We start from the raw sequence: 19575 nt of genomic DNA on the forward strand, positions 1-19575 counted from the left end.
CAGATGCGTGCGATGTCTTCGCGGTTGTTCAGGCGCTCTTCGCGATGAAGTGGCCTGGATGGATTTCCTCGCGGGCGAGGATTGCGGGCTCCTCGCCGACACGGTGGACCGGATTGGGGATGTCCCCCTCGATCAGCACCGTGTTGCGCTTGGCGGCGGGATCTGCGACCGGCACGGACGCGAGCAGCCGGCGTGTGTAGTCGTGCTCCGGCGTCTCGAAGACCTGCCGGCGGCTGCCCATTTCCATGATCTGGCCGAGATAGAGGACGGCCACCCGGTGGCTCATCTTTTCCACCACCGCCATGTCGTGGCTGATGAACAGGTAGGCGAGCCCGCGCTCCGCCTGCAGGTCCATGAACAGGTTGATGATCTGCGCCTGGATCGAGACGTCGAGAGCAGACAGCGCCTCGTCGGCAATGATCAGCTTCGGATCGGACGCCAGCGCGCGGGCAATGCAGATGCGCTGCCGCTGGCCGCCGGAAAACTCGTGCGGATAGCGATCCGCATATTCCGAACCCAGTCCCACACGCTCCAGCAGTTCGTCCACCCGGCGCCGGACGGCCTTGCTGCCGGAGATCAGGCCATGTGTGTTGATCGGCTCGGCAATCGAGAAGCCGACCGTCTTGCGCGGATCGAGCGACGCGAAGGGATCCTGGAAGATGTACTGGATTTCCTGGCGCATGCGGAAGCGGTCCGCCGCCGACATGTCCGAATAGCCCCGACCGTTGAAGGAGATGTCGCCGGAATGGGCCGACTGCAACTGCTGGATCGTCCGCCCGATGGTGGATTTTCCCGATCCGGACTCCCCGACCAGCGCCAGGGTCTCGCCCGGATAGATGTCGAAGGCGACCTTGGAGACGGCGCTCAGCCGGTGCGTCACCTTTCCGAAGATCGTCTTGCGGATATCGAAGCGGATGGAGAGGTCCTTCACCGAGAGGAGCGGCTTCTCCCCGTAACGGGCGGTGTCCTGGACGCGCTCTTCACCCACCAACTTCGGCTGGCCATCTTCCAGGACGGTGAGCGGCATGCGTTTCGGGAAGGCCTCGCCGGTCATGCTGCCGAGACGTGGAACAGCGGCCAGGAGCGTGCGGGTATAGGGATGCTGCGGATTGGCGAAGATCTCCTCGACCGGCCCCTGCTCCACCTTCTTGCCCTTCCACATGACCACCACGTCGTCGGCCATCTCGGCGACGACGCCCATGTCATGGGTGATGAACACCATGCCCATGCCGAGATCCTTCTGGAGCTCCCGCATGATGGTGAGGATCTGCGCCTGGATGGTGACGTCGAGCGCCGTGGTCGGCTCGTCGGCGATCAGGAGCTTCGGCCGGCAGGCGAGCGCCATGGCAATCATGACGCGCTGGCGCATGCCGCCCGACAGCTGATGCGGATAGCGCGATACGAGCTCGGCGGAATCCGGCAGTCGGACGAGGTCCAGCAGCCGCGTGGCTTCGGCCAGAGCCTCTGCCTTGTTCATGTCTTCGTGCAGAAGCAGTACTTCGCAGATCTGGTCGCCGATCGTGAAGACCGGATTGAGCGAGGTCATCGGCTCCTGGAAGATCATGGCGATCTCCTTGCCGCGGATCTTGCGCATCTCTTTCTGCGACGCCTGCAGCAGGTCCTGCCCGCCAAACATGATGCGCCCTGCGGCAAACCTTGCGCCCATCATGTCGGCAAGCCGCATGATCGACAGCGACGTCACGGACTTCCCGGAGCCGGACTCGCCGACGATGGCAACCGTCCGGCCCGGCTGGACGGAAAACGAGAGATCCTCGACGACCCGACTGGCGCCGAAATCGACACTCAGCCCTTCGACCGACAGAAGCGGCGTGTGATTGTCCATGGTGGCGCTCATGTCAGTGTCTCCGGCACGCTCGGCCCGGCAAGGTTGGAACTGGAAGGCGAGATGCGGGCAATGACGCCGCCTGCGTTCTGGAAGGATCCTGCTTCCGCGAGGAGAGAGATGACGCCCGCTGCCGGTGCCGAGACGGCAGTTTCCATCTTCATGGCGTCCATGACCGCAAGCGCGTCCCCCTTCTTCACCAGGTCGCCATCGGCAACATTCCACTGCACCAGCGTCCCGGGCACGGGTGCGCGAACATCGCCCGCGTCGGCTTGCGCGTCCGGCTCCTGCTGCGACGAAGACGGCGCCTGACCCAGCAGTTTGAGAAAGGCGTCCGGGATGCCGAGGCGGACGAGCTTTCCGTCGAGTTCGACGGTGGCCCGCAGAAGCGGCGCCGTGTCCGGCTGCAGCGGCCGGGACTCGGCCTCCAGCATCCCGGCGAAATCGGTCTCGATCCAGCGGGTGTGAACGCGGAAGCTCTCGCCGGCGAAATCGGGATGGTCGACGACCCCCCGGTGGAACGGCAGCACCGACGGCACACCCTCGATCCGGAACTCGCCGAGCGCCCGGCGTGCGCGGGCAAGCGCCTGCGCCCGGTCGGCACCCCAGACGATGAGCTTGGCCGCCAGCGAATCGAACATCGGCGGGATGACGCAACCGCTGGCAACGCCGGAATCGAGCCGCACGCCCGGACCGGAGGGTGCAGAAAAGTTAGTGATCTCGCCAGCCGAGGGCAGGAAGCCGCGGCCGGGATCTTCCATGTTGATCCGGAACTCAATGGCATGGCCACGCGGCAGAGGTGTTTCGGTCGTGCTGAGCGGCAGGCCTTCGGCGATGCGGAACTGCTCGATGACGAGATCGAGCCCCGTCGTCTCTTCCGTCACCGGATGCTCGACCTGCAGCCGCGTGTTGACCTCCAGGAACGAGATCATCCCGTCGGCGCTGAGCAGGAACTCCACGGTGCCCGCACCGGTGTAGCCGGCCTCGGCACAGATATCGCGGGACGCGCCGTGGATCTTCTCCCGCTGCTCCGGCGACAGGAACGGGGCTGGTGCTTCTTCGACGAGCTTCTGGTTGCGTCGCTGCAGCGAGCAGTCGCGGGTGCCGACGACGAGCACATTGCCTAACCGGTCCGCAAGCACCTGCGCCTCGATGTGGCGCGGACGGTCGAGGAACTGTTCGACGAAGCATTCGCCGCGCCCGAAGGCGGCGACCGCCTCGCGGGTCGCCGACAGGAACATCTCCTCCACCTCGTCGAGGTGGCGCGCGACCTTCATCCCGCGCCCGCCGCCGCCATGTGCGGCCTTGATGGCGATCGGCAGACCGAAGCGCTTCGCAAACGCCAGCGCTTCCGCCGCACTGGAGATGGCGCCCTCGCTGCCGGCAACCAGCGGTGCCCCGACCCGCTGGGCGATGCGGCGCGCCTCGAGCTTGTCTCCCAGCGCCTCGATCACCTGCGGATCCGGGCCGATCCAGATCAGCCCCGCGTCGATCACTGCCCGCGCGAATTCGGCGCGCTCGGAGAGAAAGCCGTAGCCGGGGTGGACGGCATCGGCACCCGACCGTCTGGCAATCGCGATCAGCTTCTCGATGTCGAGATAGGTGTCCTTCGCGCTTGCCCCGTCCAGCGCATAGGCCTCGTCCGCCTGGGCGACGAAGAGCGCACCGACATCGGCATCGGCGTAGACGGCGACGGAGGCCAGCCCATAGTCCTTGCAGGCCCGGATGATCCGCACCGCGATCTCGCCGCGGTTGGCGATCAGAACCTTCTTCATGTCTGTTTCCCCGGAATAAGTCTGTCGACGAAGCGGTGTGTCGGGTTGAAGCGTATGAGTGCACCCACCGGGATCTGCCCTGCAAGATCGAGGTGGTAGCCCGAGACATTGGCGATCACCGGATAGCCACCGGTCAGCGGATGGTCAGCGAGGAAGAGCACAGGCTGGCCGCTGGCCGGCACCTGGATGGCGCCATGGACGGTGGCTTCACTGGGAAGTTCCTTGATGATCGCCCGTTCCAGTGCCTCGCCCGTAAGCCGGATGCCGACGCGGCTCGATTGCGCCGTGACCTGCCACGGCTGGGACAGGAAGCTTTCCACGGCGCCTGCGGTAAACCAGTCCGTTCTCGGGCCCATGATTACGTCCAGCACCACCTCTTCGCCGGCACGCGGCAGGGAGACGGGCGGCAGTTCATCGATCGTGACCAGGCTTCCGACCGGCGCGTTGCAGACCGCAACGTGATCGCTCGCCGCAAGCGGCGCTGGACCAATCTGTGCCAGCGTGTCGGTGGCAGCGCTTCCCAGCACCGGAGCGACGGCAAAGCCGCCGCGCATCGCCAGGTAGGAGCGCATGCCGACGGGAGGGGCCGCGAGCGTCACCACATCGCCGTCGTCAAGCGCCAACGGATGGGCATGGGGAGCCGTCAGCCGCACACCTCTGGCGCTGACGATCGACACAGGCGCCGGAGCCCCGGCCACGGCAAGAACACCCCGACCGCGCATCCGGAACGCCAGCCCACCGAGCGTCACCTCCAGCGCCGCTGCATTCGGCGAGTTGCCGACCAGCCGATTGGCCAACTTCAGGGCTCCACGATCGGCTGCGCCGGACCGGCTGATACCTTGGTTTGCCTGTCCCGAACGACCGAGATCCTGGAACAGGACCGGGAGGCCGACGGAGAGAATTTCAATGCCAGCCGCGCCCTCGGCCGGTGGCTGGCTGATCTTGGCCAGAGCCTTTGGCGCGTCGGCCATCTGGTAAGGCTTGGCACTCGCGGTATCGATGAAGCGGACACGGCTTCCGGGCTGCAGGAGCGCCGCCGGATCGCGGTCGATGTCGAACATCGACAGCGGAGTCGTGCCGATCAGCTGCCAGCCGCCGGGGCTCGTCTTGGGATAGACACCGGTAAATTCGCCTGCCAGTCCGACCGCACCGGCCGGCACATGCGTGCGTGGCGACTTACGTCTCGGCACTGCCAGCCGCGGATCGCCGCCGGCCAGATAGGCAAAGCCGGGCGCAAATCCGGTAAAGGCAACCAGATATTCGGCGGCGCCATGAAGGCGGACGACCTCTTCCGTCGTCATGCCCAGAATGCCTGCGACCTCGCCGAGATCCTCTCCGTCATAGTGGACAGGTATCTCCACCAGGGATCCGGAAGACGCCTTGCTGTCCCCTCCGAGATACGAAGCAACAGCAGATCCGAGCGCATCAGCAGAGATCTCCAGCGGATCGAAGTCGATCAGCAGCGTGCGGGCAGCGGGAATGATCTCGCGGATGCCCGCAATCGGATGGTCCTGCAGGGCCTCGAAGAGCGCAAGCGTTTCGCCAAGATCGGAAAGCTCCACGAGAATGCAGTCTTCCCTCACGGGCAGGACACGCATGGACGGAGTGCGCAGCGGTGCGGGAACGGTTGCTTGCATGCCAGTCTCAGCCTGCCGCGCCGGCGCAGGGGCCGATCGCAATGCCGGCCTCCTCGAGCACACTGCGCAGACGCTGCGCGATCGCAACGGCACCCGGGCTGTCGCCGTGCACGCAGATGCTCTGGGCATCGATCTTCGTCATCGTGCCGTCGACGGCCTCGAGCACGCCCTCCTGGACAAGACGCACCATGCGCTTGGCAATGACCTCCGGATCGTGCAGGACGGCTCCGGCCTCACGTCGGGAGACGAGTGCCCCCTCCGCCGTGTAGCCGCGATCCGCAAAGGCCTCGGCCACGACCGTCAGACCGGCAGCCCTCGCCTGCGCGATGAGCGGCGAGCCCGCCAGCGCCACAAGCGCCAGCGAAGCATCGACGGTCAGAATGGCGGCGATCACGTCGGCCGCCTGACGCGTGTCGAAGGCGATGGTGTTGTAGAGGGCGCCGTGCGGCTTGACGTAGGTGACGCGCGTGCCTGCCGCTGCGGCAAGCCCTTTCAGCGCGCCGATCTGGTAGATCACGTCGCCGATCAATTCCTCGCTGGTGGGGTCCATGTTGCGCCGACCGAACCCGACGAGATCGCGGTAACCGACATGGGCGCCGATAGCGATACCCCGCTCTGCAGCCGCCCGCAGCGTCCGCAAAATGCCTGCCGGATCGCCCGCATGGAAGCCGCAGGCCACGTTCGCGCTGCTGACGACATCCAGCATCGCGCTGTCATCGCCCATGCGCCAGGCGCCGAAGCTTTCGCCAAGGTCGCTGTTAAGGTCGATCATCCTCATGAGACCTGTTTCCCACTCATTACTGCGGTGAAAGCTAGCAACTCCCGATATCCCTGTCCAGACTGTTGAACAATTTTCATACATTGCCCTACAAATAATCATTCGGTTAGGATGGCGCGGCTGTTCCATGGCGGCCGCACGGATTTCTATTGAACTCCGCAGGGGCTCCTGCGATTGGCTTGGGTGAAGCGGGGACGGGCATTCTGATGACGATTTCAAGGACAGGTGATCTGAACGAGAACGAGCAGGAAGCCTTGATTGTAAAGCGGCCTGCGCGACTGAACGGCAACGGCGTCGAGCCCTCCCCGACGCTTGCGGAAACGCTGGCCGGGCGGATTCGCGAACAGGTGATTTCCGGCAGGCTGGTTCCGGGCAGCCATCTCTCCGAGCAGAACCTCAGCGACGAACTGCAGGTCTCCCGCAACACCCTGCGGGAGGCGTTCCGGCAGCTGACCAAGGAAGGGCTTCTGCGCTACGAAGCCAATCGCGGCGTCTTCGTAACGACGCCCAGCATGTCGACGATCGTCGATATCTACCGGGTGCGTCGCTTCATCGAATGCCCGGCGCTGGCGCAGGCACATCCCCGCCATCCGGCAGCAGCCAAGATGCGGACTGCCGTCGAAGCGGCCCATGATTGCCGGGACAAGGGTGACTGGCTGGGCGTCGGCACAGCCGATATCGCATTCCATGCAGCAATCGTCGAGCTTGCCGACAGCCCGCGTCTCAGCGATTTCTACAGGCAGATCTCCCTGGAACTCAGGCTGGTCTTCGGACTGCTGCACGACCCTGAATTTCTCCACGCGCCCTTCATCGACCAGAACCGCAGCATCGTCACGCAGCTGGAAGCTGGCAATCCGAAAGGTGCTTCCGAGATCCTGGAAGCCTATCTGTTCCAGGCGGAAAGATTCATCCTGGGGGCCTATGCAAGGGTCTCGGCAGATCCCTGATAAACCAGAGCCGACCAATGATCGGATAGCGATCAGGAGAGGTCATCCCCCTCCGGCAACTGCTGCATCCGCATTGTCATCCAGGCGCTGACCGCCTGCCAGCCCGCCCGCATATAGCTGTCGGCCAGATAAAGACCCCTTTCCGGATCGTCGCGAAGGGGCGCCATGCGCGCGCTGAAGTCCATGAGGTCCCCCAGAGCCCGAAGCGCGCCCGCCGCCATGTCCGGATGCTGGCCGGCGAGAGCCTCGATCTCCGTCCTCGCCCGCTGCTCGGACACCCGCAGGCCGCGCCCCTCGTCCCGCCACAGCCGTCGCGTCAGAAAGTCGATGGCCTGCATGCCGGTGGTGCCTTCGTAGATGGTCATAACGCGCGCATCACGCAGATACTGCTCGAGCGGCCAGTCGCGCGTATAGCCGGCTCCGCCCAGCACCTGGATGGCGGCATTGGCAACATCAAAGCCCGCCGCAGCGCCGAAATTCTTGATCAGCGGCAGCATCCATCCGGCAAAGTCTGCAAGCGCGCGGCGATTGTGCTCGTCCGGCTCCAGACGCGCGAGATCCATGATGGTCGCCAGTTCCAGCACCGCCGCCCGCAGCACCTCCGTCTGCCAGCGCATCTCGTGCAACTGTCGCCGGACGTCCGGATGCGTGGCGATCACGACCGGTGGCCGCTCGGCACGTCCACCTTGACGCCGCTCTCGGGCATAGCCCACCGCAATATCGGCCGAAGCCGAAGCGAGCCCCAGGCCCTGGCAGGCGGTCTGCAGGCGCATCAGCTCGATCATCGTGAAAAGCTGCGACAGCCCGCGTCCTTCGTCACCGATCAGGATCCCGCCAGCCTCCTCGAACCGCATCGCGCAGGTCGGCGAACCATGCAGGCCCATCTTCTCCTCGATGCGCTCGACACTCACGCCGTTCCGGCGCCCATCGATCCCGTCCGGCACCAGGAACAGGCTGATGCCACGGGTGCCGGGTTGGTCGTTGGTGCGGGCAAGCAGGCAGTGGCCGATACGGTCGGCCATGTCGTGGTCCCCGAACGAGATCCAGATCTTCTGGCCGGTGATCCGCCAGGTCCCGTCACGGCATTGCGCCCTCGTGCGCAGACGGCCCACATCGGATCCGGCCTCCGGCTCGGAGATGCAGATGGTCGCCGCCCACTCCCCTGTCAGAAGCTTCGGCAGCCATTCATCCGCGACTGCCTCGTCGGCAGCCTCAGCCAGCAGGTGGGCGGCAGCGCGCGTTGAACCGGCAGCCATCATCAGCGCCACGCAGCCGCGCTCGAACAGTGGCGCGCAGGCCGCCTGGACGGTCAGCGGCAGCGCCTGTCCGCCGTAACGATCGGAGACGTCCATCCCCAGCCAGCCGGATGCGCCGTAGCGCTGGAAGGCCTCTGCAAAACCGGTCGGCGTTCGCACCCTCCCCTCGACGAGTTGCGCCCCTATCCTGTCTCCGGGAATGTTGAGCGGTGCCAGAACCCCTTCGGCAAACTGCGCCGCTTCCTCGACGATCGCTGAAACCGTCGCGTCGTCGCAGTCCGGGCTCAGCTCCTTCACCCGCTGCCAGCCCGGCGTCACTGCCAGAAGCGCCAGTGTCCGCCGCGCCTGGTCGGAATATCCGTTCGCCGTCACCGGGGCTGCATCCGGATTCCGCCGTCGAGGCGAATGACCTCGCCGTTGATGTACTGGTTCTCGATCACGAAGCGGACAGCATCGGCAAACTCGGCCGGATCGCCGAGCCGTGCGGGATAAGGGATTGCCGCGCCGAGACTGTCCTGCGCCTCCTGCGGCAGCCCGGCCAGCAGCGGCGTCAGGAAGATCCCGGGCGCCACCGTGTTAACCCGGATGCCGAACCGCGCAAACTCGCGCGCGGCCGGCAGCGCCATGGAGACGATCCCGCCTTTGGACGCGGCATAGGCCGCCTGCCCTACCTGACCTTCGAAAGCGGCAACGGAGGCCGTGTTGACGATCACGCCCCGCGCCCCGTCGTCCAGTTCGGGGTTTGCGGCCATGCATTCTGCCCCCAGGCGCATCATGTTGAAGGTGCCGATGAGGTTGACGCGGATGACGCGCTCGAAATCAGCGAGCGGCATGGGGCCCTCCTTGCCGAGGATACGTCCTGCGGTGCCGATGCCGGCGCAATTGACGAGAATACGCAGCCCGTCGCCGGCCTTGGCTGCAAGTCCGAAGACCTTGGTGGCATCCCCCTCGTCCGTGACGTCTCCCGTGACGGCCACGCCGCCGATGTCCTGCGCAACCCGCTCGGCAGCATCGCCATTGCGGTCGAACACGTGCACCACCGCCCCAAGCCTTGCGAGAAGGCGCGCCGTCGCCTCGCCGAGGCCTGAGCCCCCTCCGGTGACGATCGCGCTGGATCCTCCGATCTTCATGCCGCAAGCTCCTTGCCCACCTGAATGACACCCGGCGCATCGGCGTAGAGCGCCTCGACCAGCTCACCGCGATGCGCCAGCACCGCCCGCTGGTTGATCGAGCCCTTGTCCGTCACCTCGCCCTTCTCGAACCGCAGCGGCTCCGTCATCAGCAGGATGCGCATCACCCGCGTTGCCGACCCGCTCGACTGTCGCTGGTGTTCCAGGAGCCGTGCCGCAATCGCCGCCCGCACCTTGGGATGGGCAATCACCGCCTCGTCGCTGAGGTCGGGCTCGCCGGCGACCAGATCCCGAAGCGCCGGCATGAAGGGAACGGCAAGCGCCCCGAGCTCTGCTCGGCTCTCGCCGGTGATCACCGCATCGCGGATCAGGCCGCCGAACTGGTTGACGAGCTGTGCTCGCAAAACCCCGACCGCCACCCAGGTGCCCGTCTGGAGCTTGAAGTTTTCCGCCGTTCGCCCATCGAAATAGAAGCCTCGTCGCGGGTCGTCTGCCTCGACGAATTTGACCGCGTCGCCGATGCGATAGAAGCCTTCATCGTCGAAGGCCTCCGCCGTCAGCCTCTCGTTTCGCCAATAACCCGGCGTGACGTTAGGGCCCTTCAGGCGCAGCTCGTATCGCTCGTCCGCAGGCACCAGCTTCATCGTCACCCCTTGCGCCGGAATGCCGATGTTTCCGGGCTTGTCCTGTGGCTCCGTGCAGAAGAGTGCAAAAGGTGCTGTCTCCGTGGAGCCTATGCCGGTGCAGAGCGGGATCCTCCGGCCGGTTGCCATCTCCGACAGCTCGAGCAGCGCATCCCAGGTATGCTGAGCCATCCCGGCGCCGGCATACATCAGCAGCTTCAGATCCTTGAAGAAGTTCTCCCGCAGCGCCTGATCCTCGCGCATCGCCTGGATCAGCATCTCGAAGCCGGCGGGAACGTTGAAGTACCAGGTCGGCGAGACCTCCTGGAGATTGGCGATCGTCTGCCCGATCAGCCCCGGCGCCGGCTTGCCGCGGTCGATGTAATAGGTGCCGCCGTTGTAGATCGCGATGTTGAAGCACTTGTTGCCGGCGGCCGTATGATTCCAGGGCGCCCAGTCGACGAGGATCGGCGGCTCGTCGCGGAAATAGCCGTAGCAATCGGCAATCATCTCCTGGTTCGAGCACAGCATCCGCTGCGTCTGGATGACCGCCTTCGGCGAGCCGGTGGTCCCGGAGGTAAACAGGAATTTCGCCACGGTGTCGGGACCGACCCTGTCGAAGGCACGGTCCACGGCCGCGGTCGGCTCCGTCGTCAGGATATCCTGAAACAGGAATGAACACGGTCGCGCCGGGGGCAGGTTGCGAACGGCAGCAAACGGAATGTCGGCCCCGAAGGCCGCAGTGACGCCTTCGAGGAAAGGTCCTGCGTCTTCGGCAAAGACCAGTCCCGGCGTGATCTGCCGGGCGATGTCGCTGAGCTTGCCAAGCCCGGAGGGATTGGTGGTATAGGCGGGGGCGATGGCAGCGGAAGGGATCCCCACATGCTGCGCCCCGAGCGCCATCAGCGCATGCGGGATGGAGTTCTCCGACAGGATGACGAGGGGATTTTCCGCCGACAGCCCGAGATCGAGCAGGAACTGGCCGATGCGCCGGATCTGGCCGAGGGCCTGGCTGTAGGTGACCGTGGTCCAGTCACCCATTCCCTCGCGGTCCGCCATCCACACCCGGTCCGGCGCGATTGTCGCCCAATGCACCAGACGCTCGTTCAGCTTGTCGGGATAGGCGCCCAGCGGATCCTCCCGCCAGACAAGCACCTCCCCGTTCGGTCGCTTTTCCCAGTTCACCACTGGCGACCACAGCTTTGCATCCTGCACGGCGTTGTCGGCCATGACATCTCCTCCCAGAGATTGATACTCCCGAATTTTGTTTACAAGGAAACATTCTCTCTGTAAACAATCATGCAATAAAGACGGCTCCGGGAGGCCCGTCACCAGAGGAGTGGATGCACAATGGCCGACGCAACGGCGAGCAGCTTCGTCACCTATGAGCTTCGCGACGAGATCGCTCACATCGGCCTCAACCGGCCCGAAAAGCGCAATGCCATCAGTGACCGTTTCGTCGAAACCATCGCAGAGACTGTGGCCCGCGCCGAAGACGAGGCAAAGGCCGTCGTTCTCTACGGCCACGGCGATCATTTCTGCGCCGGGCTGGACCTCGCCGAACACATCAAGAAGACACCCATGCAGGGCGTTCGCGGCTCACGGCGATGGCACGTGGTCTTCGCAGGCATAGAACATGGCACCATTCCCTGGATCTCCGCACTGCACGGCGCCGTCGTCGGCGGGGGCCTGGAGCTTGCCGCCTCGACCCATATTCGCGTTGCCGATCGTTCCGCCTTCTTCGCGCTTCCGGAAGGCCAGCGCGGCATCTTCGTCGGCGGTGGCGGCTCCGTCCGGGTGGCACGCCTGATAGGCGTGCCACGCATGACCGACATGATGCTGACCGGCCGGGTGGCGGCCGCCGAAGAGGCCGAGCGCTGGAACATCGTCCAATACGTCGTGGACAAGGGCGAGGCGCGCCGCAGGGCCCATGAGCTCGCCTGTGCCGCCGCCAGCAATGCCGAAATCTCCAACTATGCCGTCATCAACGCCCTGCCGCGGATCCAGGACATGGCCAAGGAAGACGGCCTGTTTGTCGAATCCTTCATCGCCTCCTTCACCGCCACCACCCCGGAAGCCGAGGAAAGGCTTCGCGCCTTTCTCGACAAGCGGGCGGCACGGGTGAAGGCGCCCGGTGCAGGCTGAGGGAGAGGCCGGAATGGATGTATCTACACGGCGTTCCGACAAGGTCCAGGTGGGTGAACTCGCAGGTTCGCTCGGCTTTCTGCTGCGGCTCGCACAACTGCACGCTTTCGAGGATTTCTTTTCCGAGCATGGTCCCCGTGGGCTGAAGCCGGGCGAGTTCTCCGTCCTGTGGGTCATCGCCTGCAACCCCGGCATTCGCCAGAGTGCGCTGGGCCAGCGCCTTATGATCAAGCGTGCGCATATGACGAAACTCGTCCGGGCCCTGGAGGACGCAAGTCTGGTGTCCCGGGAAATCCCGGACGCCGATCGCCGCGCGGTGGAACTGACGCTGACGACGCTGGGTCGCCAGACCGTGGACAAGGCCAGTGCCGCCTTCTTCGGCTATGAAGAGACGACCGGCGCGCCGCTGAGCCGGAAAGAAAGGGCACAGCTGATCGCGCTCCTGCAGAAATATGTGGGTCTGGCGGAGGAGACGGGCCAGTGAACATCGACGACCTGATCGCCATAGACATCCATACTCATGCGGAGGAACCCTGCTGCGGCCACCGCGACGACGGCTACGACGAGTTCCAGGCCGGCATGGCGAAATACTTCAAGAACCCGGCCGGCGCCAAGGGCATGCTGCCGACCGTCGAGGAAACGGCGGCCTACTATCGGGAACGCAGGATCGGCTGCGTCATCTTCCCCGTCGATGCCGAACGGGAAACCGGCTTCCGGCGCTACGAGAACGAGGAGGTGGCACAGATCGCCGCTGCCAACAGCGACATCATGATCCCCTTTGCCTCCATCGATCCGGCGAAAGGCAAAAGCGGTGCCCGCGAGGCGCGACGCCTGGTGCGCGAATTCGGCGTCAGGGGCTTCAAGTTCCACCCCACCATGCAGGGCTTCTATCCCAACGACCGCAGCGCCTATCCTCTCTATGAGGCGATCGCCGAAGAGGGAGCTATCACACTCTTCCACACCGGCCAGACCGGGGTGGGCGCCGGCATGCGCGGCGGCATGGGCATGCGCCTGAAATACTCCAACCCCATCCACCTGGACGATGTGGCGGCCGATTTCCCGGACATGCCGATCATCCTGGCGCATCCCTCCTTTCCCTGGCAGGAGGAGGCGCTGTCTGTCGCGACCCACAAGCCCAACGTCTACATCGACATGTCCGGCTGGTCGCCGAAGTACTTTCCACCGATCCTGGTCCGCTACGCCAACACGATGCTGAAGCACAAGATGCTGTTCGGCTCCGATTGGCCGGCGATCACCCCGGACCGGTGGCTGGCGGATTTCGAGAACATCGAGATCCGTGACGAGGTCCGTCCGTTGATCCTCAAGGAGAACGCCCGGAGACTGCTGAATCTCTGAACTGCTATCCGCAACATGTTCTGAACTGGGAGGAAATGAACATGAAATATGTGTTGTCCATGATGGTCGGACTGGCGGCGCTTGCCGCAACCACCGCCAACGCGCGCGAACTGCGCATCGCCCCCGGCGCCCCGCCGGCCCACCCCTCGCACAGCCACCTGTACTCGAAGCTGGCTGAAATCCTGCCCGAGGTTTCGGGCGGCAATCTCACCGCACAGATCCTCGGCCCCGAGGTCGTCGGCCTGGGCCAGATGAAGGACGGCCTGCAGAGCCAGCTCGTGGAGGTCGGCAACCTCTTGCCGCTCTACTTCCCGGCTGATCTGCCGAACATGTCGCTGGCGGGCGAGCTTGCTCTCTCCGGCCGCGAACCGCATGCCATGGCCGCGGCCATGACCGAATACATGGTGACCTGCGACACCTGCCAGCAGGAGCTGAAGAAGTTCGGCGTCACCTATCTCGGCTCCGGATCGTCCGACGTCTATGCGCTGCTGACGAAGAAGCCGGTGCGCACGGCCGAAGACGTCAAGGGGCTGCGCCTGCGCAGCGGCGGCGCGCCCTTCTCGCGCTGGGCGGAGCACTTCGGTGCCGTACCGGCCAACATCGGTGTCGGCGACACCTTCGAGTCCATGTCCCAGGGCGTGATCGACGGCTCCATGGCCTCGATCGGCGATCTCCTGTCGTTCCGGCTGGTCGAACTCGTCACCAACATCACCTTCATCCCGCTCGGCACCTACCACGCGACCTCCGACTTCACCGTGGCAAACGTGGCCTGGGAATCGCTGAGTGCGGAAGAGCGCAAGCAGTTGGCGACCGCCGCCAACCAGGCCAACGTCACCTTCACCCAACGTTGGGGCTACGACATGGCCGCCGAGGCGAAGGCTGCCGCGGAAAAGGCCGGCATTGCATTCATCGAACCGGATCCCGCCTTCGTCCAGGCGGCCGAGGAGTTTGCGGAGGCCGACAAGGAAACGGCAGCCAAGGTCGCGCAGGAACGCTTCGGCTTCGATGATGCGGCAGAACGCGTGGCCCGTTTCTCGCAGCTCGTCGAAAAGTGGAACGGCATCGTGAAGGAGGCCGGTGGCGATCCTGATGCCATCGCCACGCGCCTCGACGAGGAGGTCTGGAGCAAGGTCGATTTCGCGACCTACGGCATGTGAGGCAAAGGGCCTGCGGGCATCGTCCCGCAGGCCCTGCCTGCCCTGAACAATGCGCAACGGGATCGTCCATGTCCTATGTTTCCGGTCTAGCCGATAAGCTCTCGCGCATGATGGCATTCATCGCGGCCATCGGCGTGCTTGCCATGATGATCCATGTCTGCGCGGACATCCTCTCGCGCGTCTTTATAGGCGCCTCCCTGCCGGCAACGGTGGAGATGGTCTCCTATTACTACATGCTCCTGGTCGCCTTCCTGCCACTGGCCTGGGTGGAACGCCGGGGCGGCATGATTTCGGTCGAACTGCTTGACTTCATGCTGCCGCCACGCCTGCGCCGTGTCTCCGATCTGCTGATCGCCGCGCTTGGCGTCGTGATCTATGCGGTGATGGCCTATGCCAGCTGGCTGACGGCCGTGAGGAACTACGATACCGGCACCTTCGTCGTCGCGCTGCAGGTCAAGATCATCACCTGGCCCGGCTACTTCCTGCCGCCCGCCGGCTTCGCACTGGCCGCGATCATCGTCACCGTGCGCCTTCTTCAGATCATCACCGGCAACGAACAGCCGGCGCGGGAGCATCAGGCATGAGCGTAGACGTCGGTCTCTATGGTGTCGGCATCCTGATGCTGCTTCTCCTGCTGCGTGTACCTGTGGCGCTGGCGATGATCACCGTCTCCTTCGGCGGCATCGCCATGCTTCTCGGCTTCCAGCCGGCCCTCGGCATCGTTACCTCGACCCCCTACAGCTTTGTCGCCAGCTGGACGATGAGCGCGGTGCCGATGTTCCTGCTGATGGGCTTCATCGCCTTTCACGCCGGCCTGACCACCAGTCTCTTCGATGCGGCCAAGGCAATTCTCTGGCGGGTGCCGGGCGGGCTGGCGATCTCCTCGATCTTTGCCTGCACGGGCTTTGCCAGCGTCTCCGGATCCTCGATCGCCTGCGCTGCGGCCATGGGGCGGATCGCGATCCCGGAGATGGTCGCTGCCGGCTATCGCCCGAGTTTCGCCGCTGGCGCCATCGCTGCCGGAGGCACGATCGGCGCACTGATCCCGCCATCGATCCTGATGATCGTCTATGGCGTCTTTGCGGAAACCTCGATCACCCAGGTCTTCGTCGGCGGCATCGGCGTCGGCATCCTGACCGCCGTCTCCTACTGCCTCATTGTTTTCGCCTATTGCTGGCTGCGGCCGGACATCGTGCCGCGCCACCTGGCGGCCGGCTTTGCCGATGCCGGAGGGCTGCCGGCGATCCTCCGGATCTGGCCGATCGCCATCCTCGTCCTGCTGGTCTTCGGCGGCTTGTTCTCCGGATATTTCACGGCGACCGAAGCCGGTGCGGTGGGCGCAGGCGGCGCCATTCTCCTGTCGGCCGTCACCGGCAAGCTGACGCTGCAGGTAATGCGCGTCTCGCTTCTGGAGACCCTGACCACCTGCGCCTCGCTGTTCATCATCGGCATCGGTGCTTCGATGTTCACCCGCTTCCTGGGCATCACCGGCCTCTCCTCGTTCATCGGCTCCTTGGTAGGCGGCGCGGACCTCGGCTACGTGGAGTTGATGACGATCATCGTGGCGATCTATCTGGTCCTGGGGATGTTCATGGAGCCCTTCGGCGCCCTGCTGGTGACGCTTCCCGTATTGCTTCCGGTCCTGAAGGCAGAGGGCATCAGCCTGGTCTGGTTCGGGGTGTTCGTGGTCAAGATGCTGGAAATCGGGATGATCACGCCGCCGGTGGGGCTGAATGTCTTCGTCATCAAGAACGTGGCGTCGCGCTATGTCAGCGTCGTGCAGGTCTTCAAGGGCGTGGTACCCTTCATCCTTGCCGACCTCGTGGTGATCATTCTCACCATCGCCTTCCCCGCCATCGTCCTCAGCCTGCCGCAACTCGTGTTCTGATCGGCGCAGACCGTTCTCGGGCCTTAGGCTATTCGACGTCTGCACCGGACAAATGGTTGCTGGCCGAGCTTTTGACCCGCCCGATATCCGACCAGAGCGCATCCACCGTCTCGGCGTCTAGATCCGCGAAGAGCTCGCGCAGCCAGTGCTCGTGGGCCTCGGCCATTGCCGTGAAAAGCTCGGTCCCGGCCGGCGTCAGCTGCGCCACGGTGACCCGCCGGTCCTTGTCCGGCGTCACCCGCTTCACAAGCCCGTCCGTCTCCAGCCGCTCCACGAGGCCCGTCACATTGCCGTTTGTGACCATGGTCCGCTTGGAAAGCTCGCCCAGCCGCAAACCGTCCGCCTCCCGATAGAGCTGCGCCATCAGGTCGAACTGCGGCAGGGTCGCGCCGAACTCGGCGCGAAGGCGACGACGGATTTCGGTGGTGATCAGCTTTGTCGTGGACAGCATGCGCAACCACAGCCGCGTTTCCGGCTTGTTGCGTCCGCTGGGACCATGCACGATCATTTCCAGATCGCCGCTGGTCGATTGGCTGTCGGTGATATCCATCCGCACTTTCATCCTCCACCTCAACGAACAACTACGAAGCACAATTTGAAATGTCAAAGGATCGCTGACTTGCAGCTGCCGCAACCCCAAAAAGCGCTTGACGCTCCTTGAAGCGATTATATAGTTTAAACTTAAAATAATAAACGGGAACTTCAGGAGGAGTGCTTCATGCGCATCGTCTGCATCGGCGGCGGACCAGCCGGGCTCTATTTCGCGCTTCTGATGAAGAAGCAGCATCCGGAGCATCAGATCTCGGTCGTGGAGCGTAACCGGGCCTATGACACCTTCGGCTGGGGCGTAGTGTTTTCCGACGCAACCATGCAGGCCATGCGCGTTTGGGATCCCGAGAGCGCCGCCGAAATCGAGGACGCATTCAACCACTGGGACGACATCGAGGTCTGGTTCAAGGGCACCCGCCAGCGCACCTCCGGCCACGGCTTCGTCGGCATCGGGCGCAAGAAACTCCTCAACATCCTGCAGCGCCGCTGCGAGACGCTGGGTGTCGAGCTCGTCTTCGAAACCGATGTCGCCAGCGATCTCGACTACCCGGATGCCGATCTCGTCATCGCGTCGGACGGCTTCAACTCGAAGATCCGCAACCGCTATGCGGAGGTCTTCCAGCCCGATCTCGTGACGCGGCCGAACCGCTACATCTGGCTTGGCACCAACAAGCTCTACGACGCCTTCACCTTCGATTTCCGCAAGACCGATAACGGCTGGTTCCAGGCGCATATCTACAAGTTCGACGAGAACACCTCGACCTTCATCGTCGAGACGACGGAAGAGGCCTACGAGAAGCATCAGCTCGGTGAGATGGACCAGCAGGGCTCCATCGACTTGTGCCAGACCCTTTTTTCCGAGGTGCTCGACGGCGCGGAGCTGATGACCAATGCGCGCCATCTGCGCGGCTCGGCCTGGCTCAACTTCAACCGCCTGATCTGCGGCAAGTGGAGCCATTTCAACGGCCAGTCGCATGTCGTGCTGATGGGGGACGCCGCCCACACCGCCCATTTCGCCATCGGCTCCGGCACCAAGCTTGCGATCGACGACGCCATCGAGCTTGCCAACCAGTTCAACAAGCACGGCCACACCCGCGACCAGATCCCGGCAGTCCTCGAAACCTACGAAGAGATCCGCCGAGTCGATGTTGCCCGGATCCAGAATGCCGCCCGCAATGCCATGGAATGGTTCGAGGTCGTCGGTCAGCGCTACGCCGACACGCTGCCGCCCGAGCAGTTCATGTACTCCATGCTGACCCGATCGCAGCGCATCAGCCACGAGAACCTGCGCCTGCGCGACAAGACGTGGCTGGAAGGCTACGAGCGCTGGTTCGCCGCCGAGGCCGGCGTGCAGCCGAATGCCGAGGGCAAGGTGCCGCCGCCGATGTTCACGCCTTACTCGCTGCGCGGCGTGACGCTGAAGAACCGCATCGTCATGTCGCCCATGGCCATGTATTCCGCAACCGACGGCCTGATTGACGACTTCCATCTCGTGCATCTGGGCGCCCGCGCACTCGGCGGCGCCGGCCTGATTTTCGGCGAGATGACCTGTGTCTCGCCGGACGCGCGCATCACCCCCGGCTGCCTCGGCCTGTGGAACGAAGAGCAGGCGACGGGCTGGAAGCGCTTCGTCGACTTCGCCCATTCCAACAGCACCGCCAAGGTCGGCATCCAGCTCGGCCATGCCGGCCGCAAGGGCGCCACGAAACTGGCCTGGGACGGCATGGACCAGCCGCTCGAAGCGGGCGGCTGGCCGCTGATCTCGGCCTCCGCCCTCCCCTACCTGAAGCACAGCCAGGTTCCGAAGCCCATGGACCGCGCCGACATGGATCGGGTGAAGGCAGACTTCGTGCGTGCGACCGAGCTTGCCGCCAGTGCCGGAGCCGACTGGCTGGAACTGCACTGCGCCCACGGCTATCTGCTGTCGAGCTTCCTGTCGCCGCTGACCAACCGCCGCACCGACGAATACGGTGGCAGCCACGAGAACCGCGCGCGTTATCCGCTCGAGGTATTCCGCGCCATCCGCGCCGTCTGGCCGGCGGACAAACCCATCTCTGTTCGCCTCTCGTGTCACGACTGGTTCGAGGGCGGCAACACGCCGGAGGATGCGACGATCTTCGCGCGGATGTTCAAGGAGGCGGGCGCCGACATGATCGACTGCTCGTCGGGCCAGGTCTGGAAGGAGGAGAAGCCCGTCTACGGCCGTCTCTTCCAGACGCCCTTCTCCGACAAGATCCGCAACGAGGTCGGCATTCCCACCATGGCCGTGGGCGCCATCTCCGAGGCCGATCACGCCAATTCGGTGATCGCGGCCGGCCGCGCCGATCTCTGCGCCGTCGCCCGCCCGCATCTCGCCGATCCCGCCTGGGTGCTGCACGAAGCCGCCCGCATTGGCCTCACCGACATTGCCTGGCCGAAGCAGTATTATTCCGGCAAGCAGCAGTACGAGACCAACCTGGCACGTGCGGTCGCAGCAAAGTGAGGATCGGCT

16 protein-coding genes are annotated in these 19575 nt (G+C 64.6%); 8 read left to right on the forward strand and 8 right to left on the reverse strand.

The features are described from left to right. Nucleotides 1-28 precede the first annotated feature (28 nt). From M1E10_RS22965 to M1E10_RS22980, 4 genes are read right to left on the reverse strand one after another with little or no spacing between them, the layout of a single operon-like run. Complete coding sequence (locus M1E10_RS22965; protein WP_499175099.1) at nt 29-1855, reverse strand: ABC transporter ATP-binding protein; 1827 nt, start codon at nt 1853-1855, stop codon at nt 29-31. After that, nucleotides 1852-3618: an acetyl/propionyl/methylcrotonyl-CoA carboxylase subunit alpha gene (locus M1E10_RS22970; RefSeq protein WP_499175100.1), complete on the reverse strand. Its 1767-nt coding sequence runs from the start codon at nt 3616-3618 to the stop codon at nt 1852-1854. The genes M1E10_RS22965 and M1E10_RS22970 overlap by 4 nt, the downstream gene beginning before the upstream one ends. Then, nucleotides 3615-5216 (reverse strand): 5-oxoprolinase subunit B/C family protein, encoded by a 1602-nt coding sequence (gene pxpB / locus M1E10_RS22975; protein ID WP_499177281.1) that lies wholly within the window; start codon nt 5214-5216, stop codon nt 3615-3617. Before pxpB ends, M1E10_RS22970 begins: the two co-directional genes overlap by 4 nt. Nucleotides 5217-5262: 46 nt before the next feature. Beyond that, nucleotides 5263-6033, reverse strand: coding sequence for a LamB/YcsF family protein (locus tag M1E10_RS22980; RefSeq protein WP_499175101.1), 771 nt, complete (start codon nt 6031-6033; stop codon nt 5263-5265). 206 nt (nt 6034-6239) lie between these two features. Between M1E10_RS22980 and M1E10_RS22985 the strand changes: the two genes are divergently transcribed. Further along, nucleotides 6240-6980, forward strand: coding sequence for a GntR family transcriptional regulator (locus M1E10_RS22985; RefSeq protein WP_499175102.1), 741 nt, complete (start codon nt 6240-6242; stop codon nt 6978-6980). Nucleotides 6981-7012: 32 nt separating this feature from the next. Here the strand turns inward: M1E10_RS22985 and M1E10_RS22990 are convergent, their stop codons facing one another. Genes M1E10_RS22990 through M1E10_RS23000 form a run of 3 tightly spaced genes read right to left on the reverse strand, consistent with a single transcriptional unit; the run spans nt 7013 to nt 11219 of the window. After that, the gene (locus M1E10_RS22990) at nt 7013-8608 is read right to left on the reverse strand and encodes an acyl-CoA dehydrogenase family protein (RefSeq protein WP_499175103.1); all 1596 of its coding nucleotides are present in this window, start codon (nt 8606-8608) and stop codon (nt 7013-7015) included. Then, nucleotides 8605-9366, reverse strand: a complete 762-nt coding sequence (locus M1E10_RS22995; protein ID WP_499175104.1) for a Rossmann-fold NAD(P)-binding domain-containing protein — start codon at nt 9364-9366, stop codon at nt 8605-8607. The genes M1E10_RS22990 and M1E10_RS22995 overlap by 4 nt, the downstream gene beginning before the upstream one ends. After that, complete coding sequence (locus M1E10_RS23000) at nt 9363-11219, reverse strand: feruloyl-CoA synthase (RefSeq protein ID WP_499175105.1); 1857 nt, start codon at nt 11217-11219, stop codon at nt 9363-9365. The genes M1E10_RS22995 and M1E10_RS23000 overlap by 4 nt, the downstream gene beginning before the upstream one ends. 120 nt (nt 11220-11339) lie before the next feature. Between M1E10_RS23000 and M1E10_RS23005 the strand changes: the two genes are divergently transcribed. From M1E10_RS23005 to M1E10_RS23030, 6 genes are all read left to right on the forward strand, one after another. After that, on the forward strand, nt 11340-12134 hold the full coding sequence (locus tag M1E10_RS23005) for a crotonase/enoyl-CoA hydratase family protein (protein ID WP_499175106.1): 795 nt from the start codon (nt 11340-11342) through the stop codon (nt 12132-12134). A gap of 13 nt (nt 12135-12147) precedes the next feature. Continuing rightward, nucleotides 12148-12618: a MarR family winged helix-turn-helix transcriptional regulator gene (locus M1E10_RS23010; protein WP_499175107.1), complete on the forward strand. Its 471-nt coding sequence runs from the start codon at nt 12148-12150 to the stop codon at nt 12616-12618. After that, complete coding sequence (locus tag M1E10_RS23015) at nt 12615-13490, forward strand: amidohydrolase family protein (protein ID WP_499175108.1); 876 nt, start codon at nt 12615-12617, stop codon at nt 13488-13490. Before M1E10_RS23010 ends, M1E10_RS23015 begins: the two co-directional genes overlap by 4 nt. Nucleotides 13491-13531: 41 nt before the next feature. Next, nucleotides 13532-14647 (forward strand): C4-dicarboxylate TRAP transporter substrate-binding protein, encoded by a 1116-nt coding sequence (locus M1E10_RS23020; protein WP_499175109.1) that lies wholly within the window; start codon nt 13532-13534, stop codon nt 14645-14647. Nucleotides 14648-14715: 68 nt separating this feature from the next. Beyond that, on the forward strand, nt 14716-15231 hold the full coding sequence (locus tag M1E10_RS23025) for a TRAP transporter small permease (protein ID WP_499175110.1): 516 nt from the start codon (nt 14716-14718) through the stop codon (nt 15229-15231). Continuing rightward, nucleotides 15228-16535: a TRAP transporter large permease gene (locus M1E10_RS23030; RefSeq protein WP_499175111.1), complete on the forward strand. Its 1308-nt coding sequence runs from the start codon at nt 15228-15230 to the stop codon at nt 16533-16535. The genes M1E10_RS23025 and M1E10_RS23030 overlap by 4 nt, the downstream gene beginning before the upstream one ends. Before the next feature lie 28 nt (nt 16536-16563). On the opposite strand, the gene M1E10_RS23035 is transcribed toward M1E10_RS23030, so the two are convergent. Beyond that, a complete protein-coding gene (locus M1E10_RS23035) occupies nt 16564-17085 on the reverse strand; it encodes a MarR family winged helix-turn-helix transcriptional regulator (protein WP_499175112.1) in 522 nt (173 codons plus the stop codon). A 168-nt stretch (nt 17086-17253) separates the two neighbouring features. Here M1E10_RS23035 and M1E10_RS23040 point away from each other — a divergent pair, with 168 nt between their 5' ends. Next, nucleotides 17254-19566 carry an oxidoreductase gene (locus M1E10_RS23040; protein WP_499175113.1) on the forward strand — a complete coding sequence of 771 codons (2313 nt, stop codon included), beginning with the start codon at nt 17254-17256 and terminating at the stop codon, nt 19564-19566. Nucleotides 19567-19575: the final 9 nt, after the last annotated feature.

It is taken from the genome of Rhizobium sp. PK7-22, assembly GCF_056530405.1.

Coding starts and splice junctions, on each gene's coding strand:
- M1E10_RS22965 (WP_499175099.1), bottom strand. CDS start 1,855: ATGAGCGCCACCATGGACAATCACACGCCGCTTCTGTCGGTCGAAGGG.
- M1E10_RS22970 (WP_499175100.1), bottom strand. CDS start 3,618: ATGAAGAAGGTTCTGATCGCCAACCGCGGCGAGATCGCGGTGCGGATC.
- pxpB (WP_499177281.1), bottom strand. CDS start 5,216: ATGCGTGTCCTGCCCGTGAGGGAAGACTGCATTCTCGTGGAGCTTTCC.
- M1E10_RS22980 (WP_499175101.1), bottom strand. CDS start 6,033: ATGAGGATGATCGACCTTAACAGCGACCTTGGCGAAAGCTTCGGCGCC.
- M1E10_RS22985 (WP_499175102.1), top strand. CDS start 6,240: ATGACGATTTCAAGGACAGGTGATCTGAACGAGAACGAGCAGGAAGCC.
- M1E10_RS22995 (WP_499175104.1), bottom strand. CDS start 9,366: ATGAAGATCGGAGGATCCAGCGCGATCGTCACCGGAGGGGGCTCAGGC.
- M1E10_RS23000 (WP_499175105.1), bottom strand. CDS start 11,219: ATGGCCGACAACGCCGTGCAGGATGCAAAGCTGTGGTCGCCAGTGGTG.
- M1E10_RS23005 (WP_499175106.1), top strand. CDS start 11,340: ATGGCCGACGCAACGGCGAGCAGCTTCGTCACCTATGAGCTTCGCGAC.
- M1E10_RS23010 (WP_499175107.1), top strand. CDS start 12,148: ATGGATGTATCTACACGGCGTTCCGACAAGGTCCAGGTGGGTGAACTC.
- M1E10_RS23020 (WP_499175109.1), top strand. CDS start 13,532: ATGAAATATGTGTTGTCCATGATGGTCGGACTGGCGGCGCTTGCCGCA.
- M1E10_RS23025 (WP_499175110.1), top strand. CDS start 14,716: ATGTCCTATGTTTCCGGTCTAGCCGATAAGCTCTCGCGCATGATGGCA.
- M1E10_RS23030 (WP_499175111.1), top strand. CDS start 15,228: ATGAGCGTAGACGTCGGTCTCTATGGTGTCGGCATCCTGATGCTGCTT.
- M1E10_RS23035 (WP_499175112.1), bottom strand. CDS start 17,085: ATGGATATCACCGACAGCCAATCGACCAGCGGCGATCTGGAAATGATC.
- M1E10_RS23040 (WP_499175113.1), top strand. CDS start 17,254: ATGCGCATCGTCTGCATCGGCGGCGGACCAGCCGGGCTCTATTTCGCG.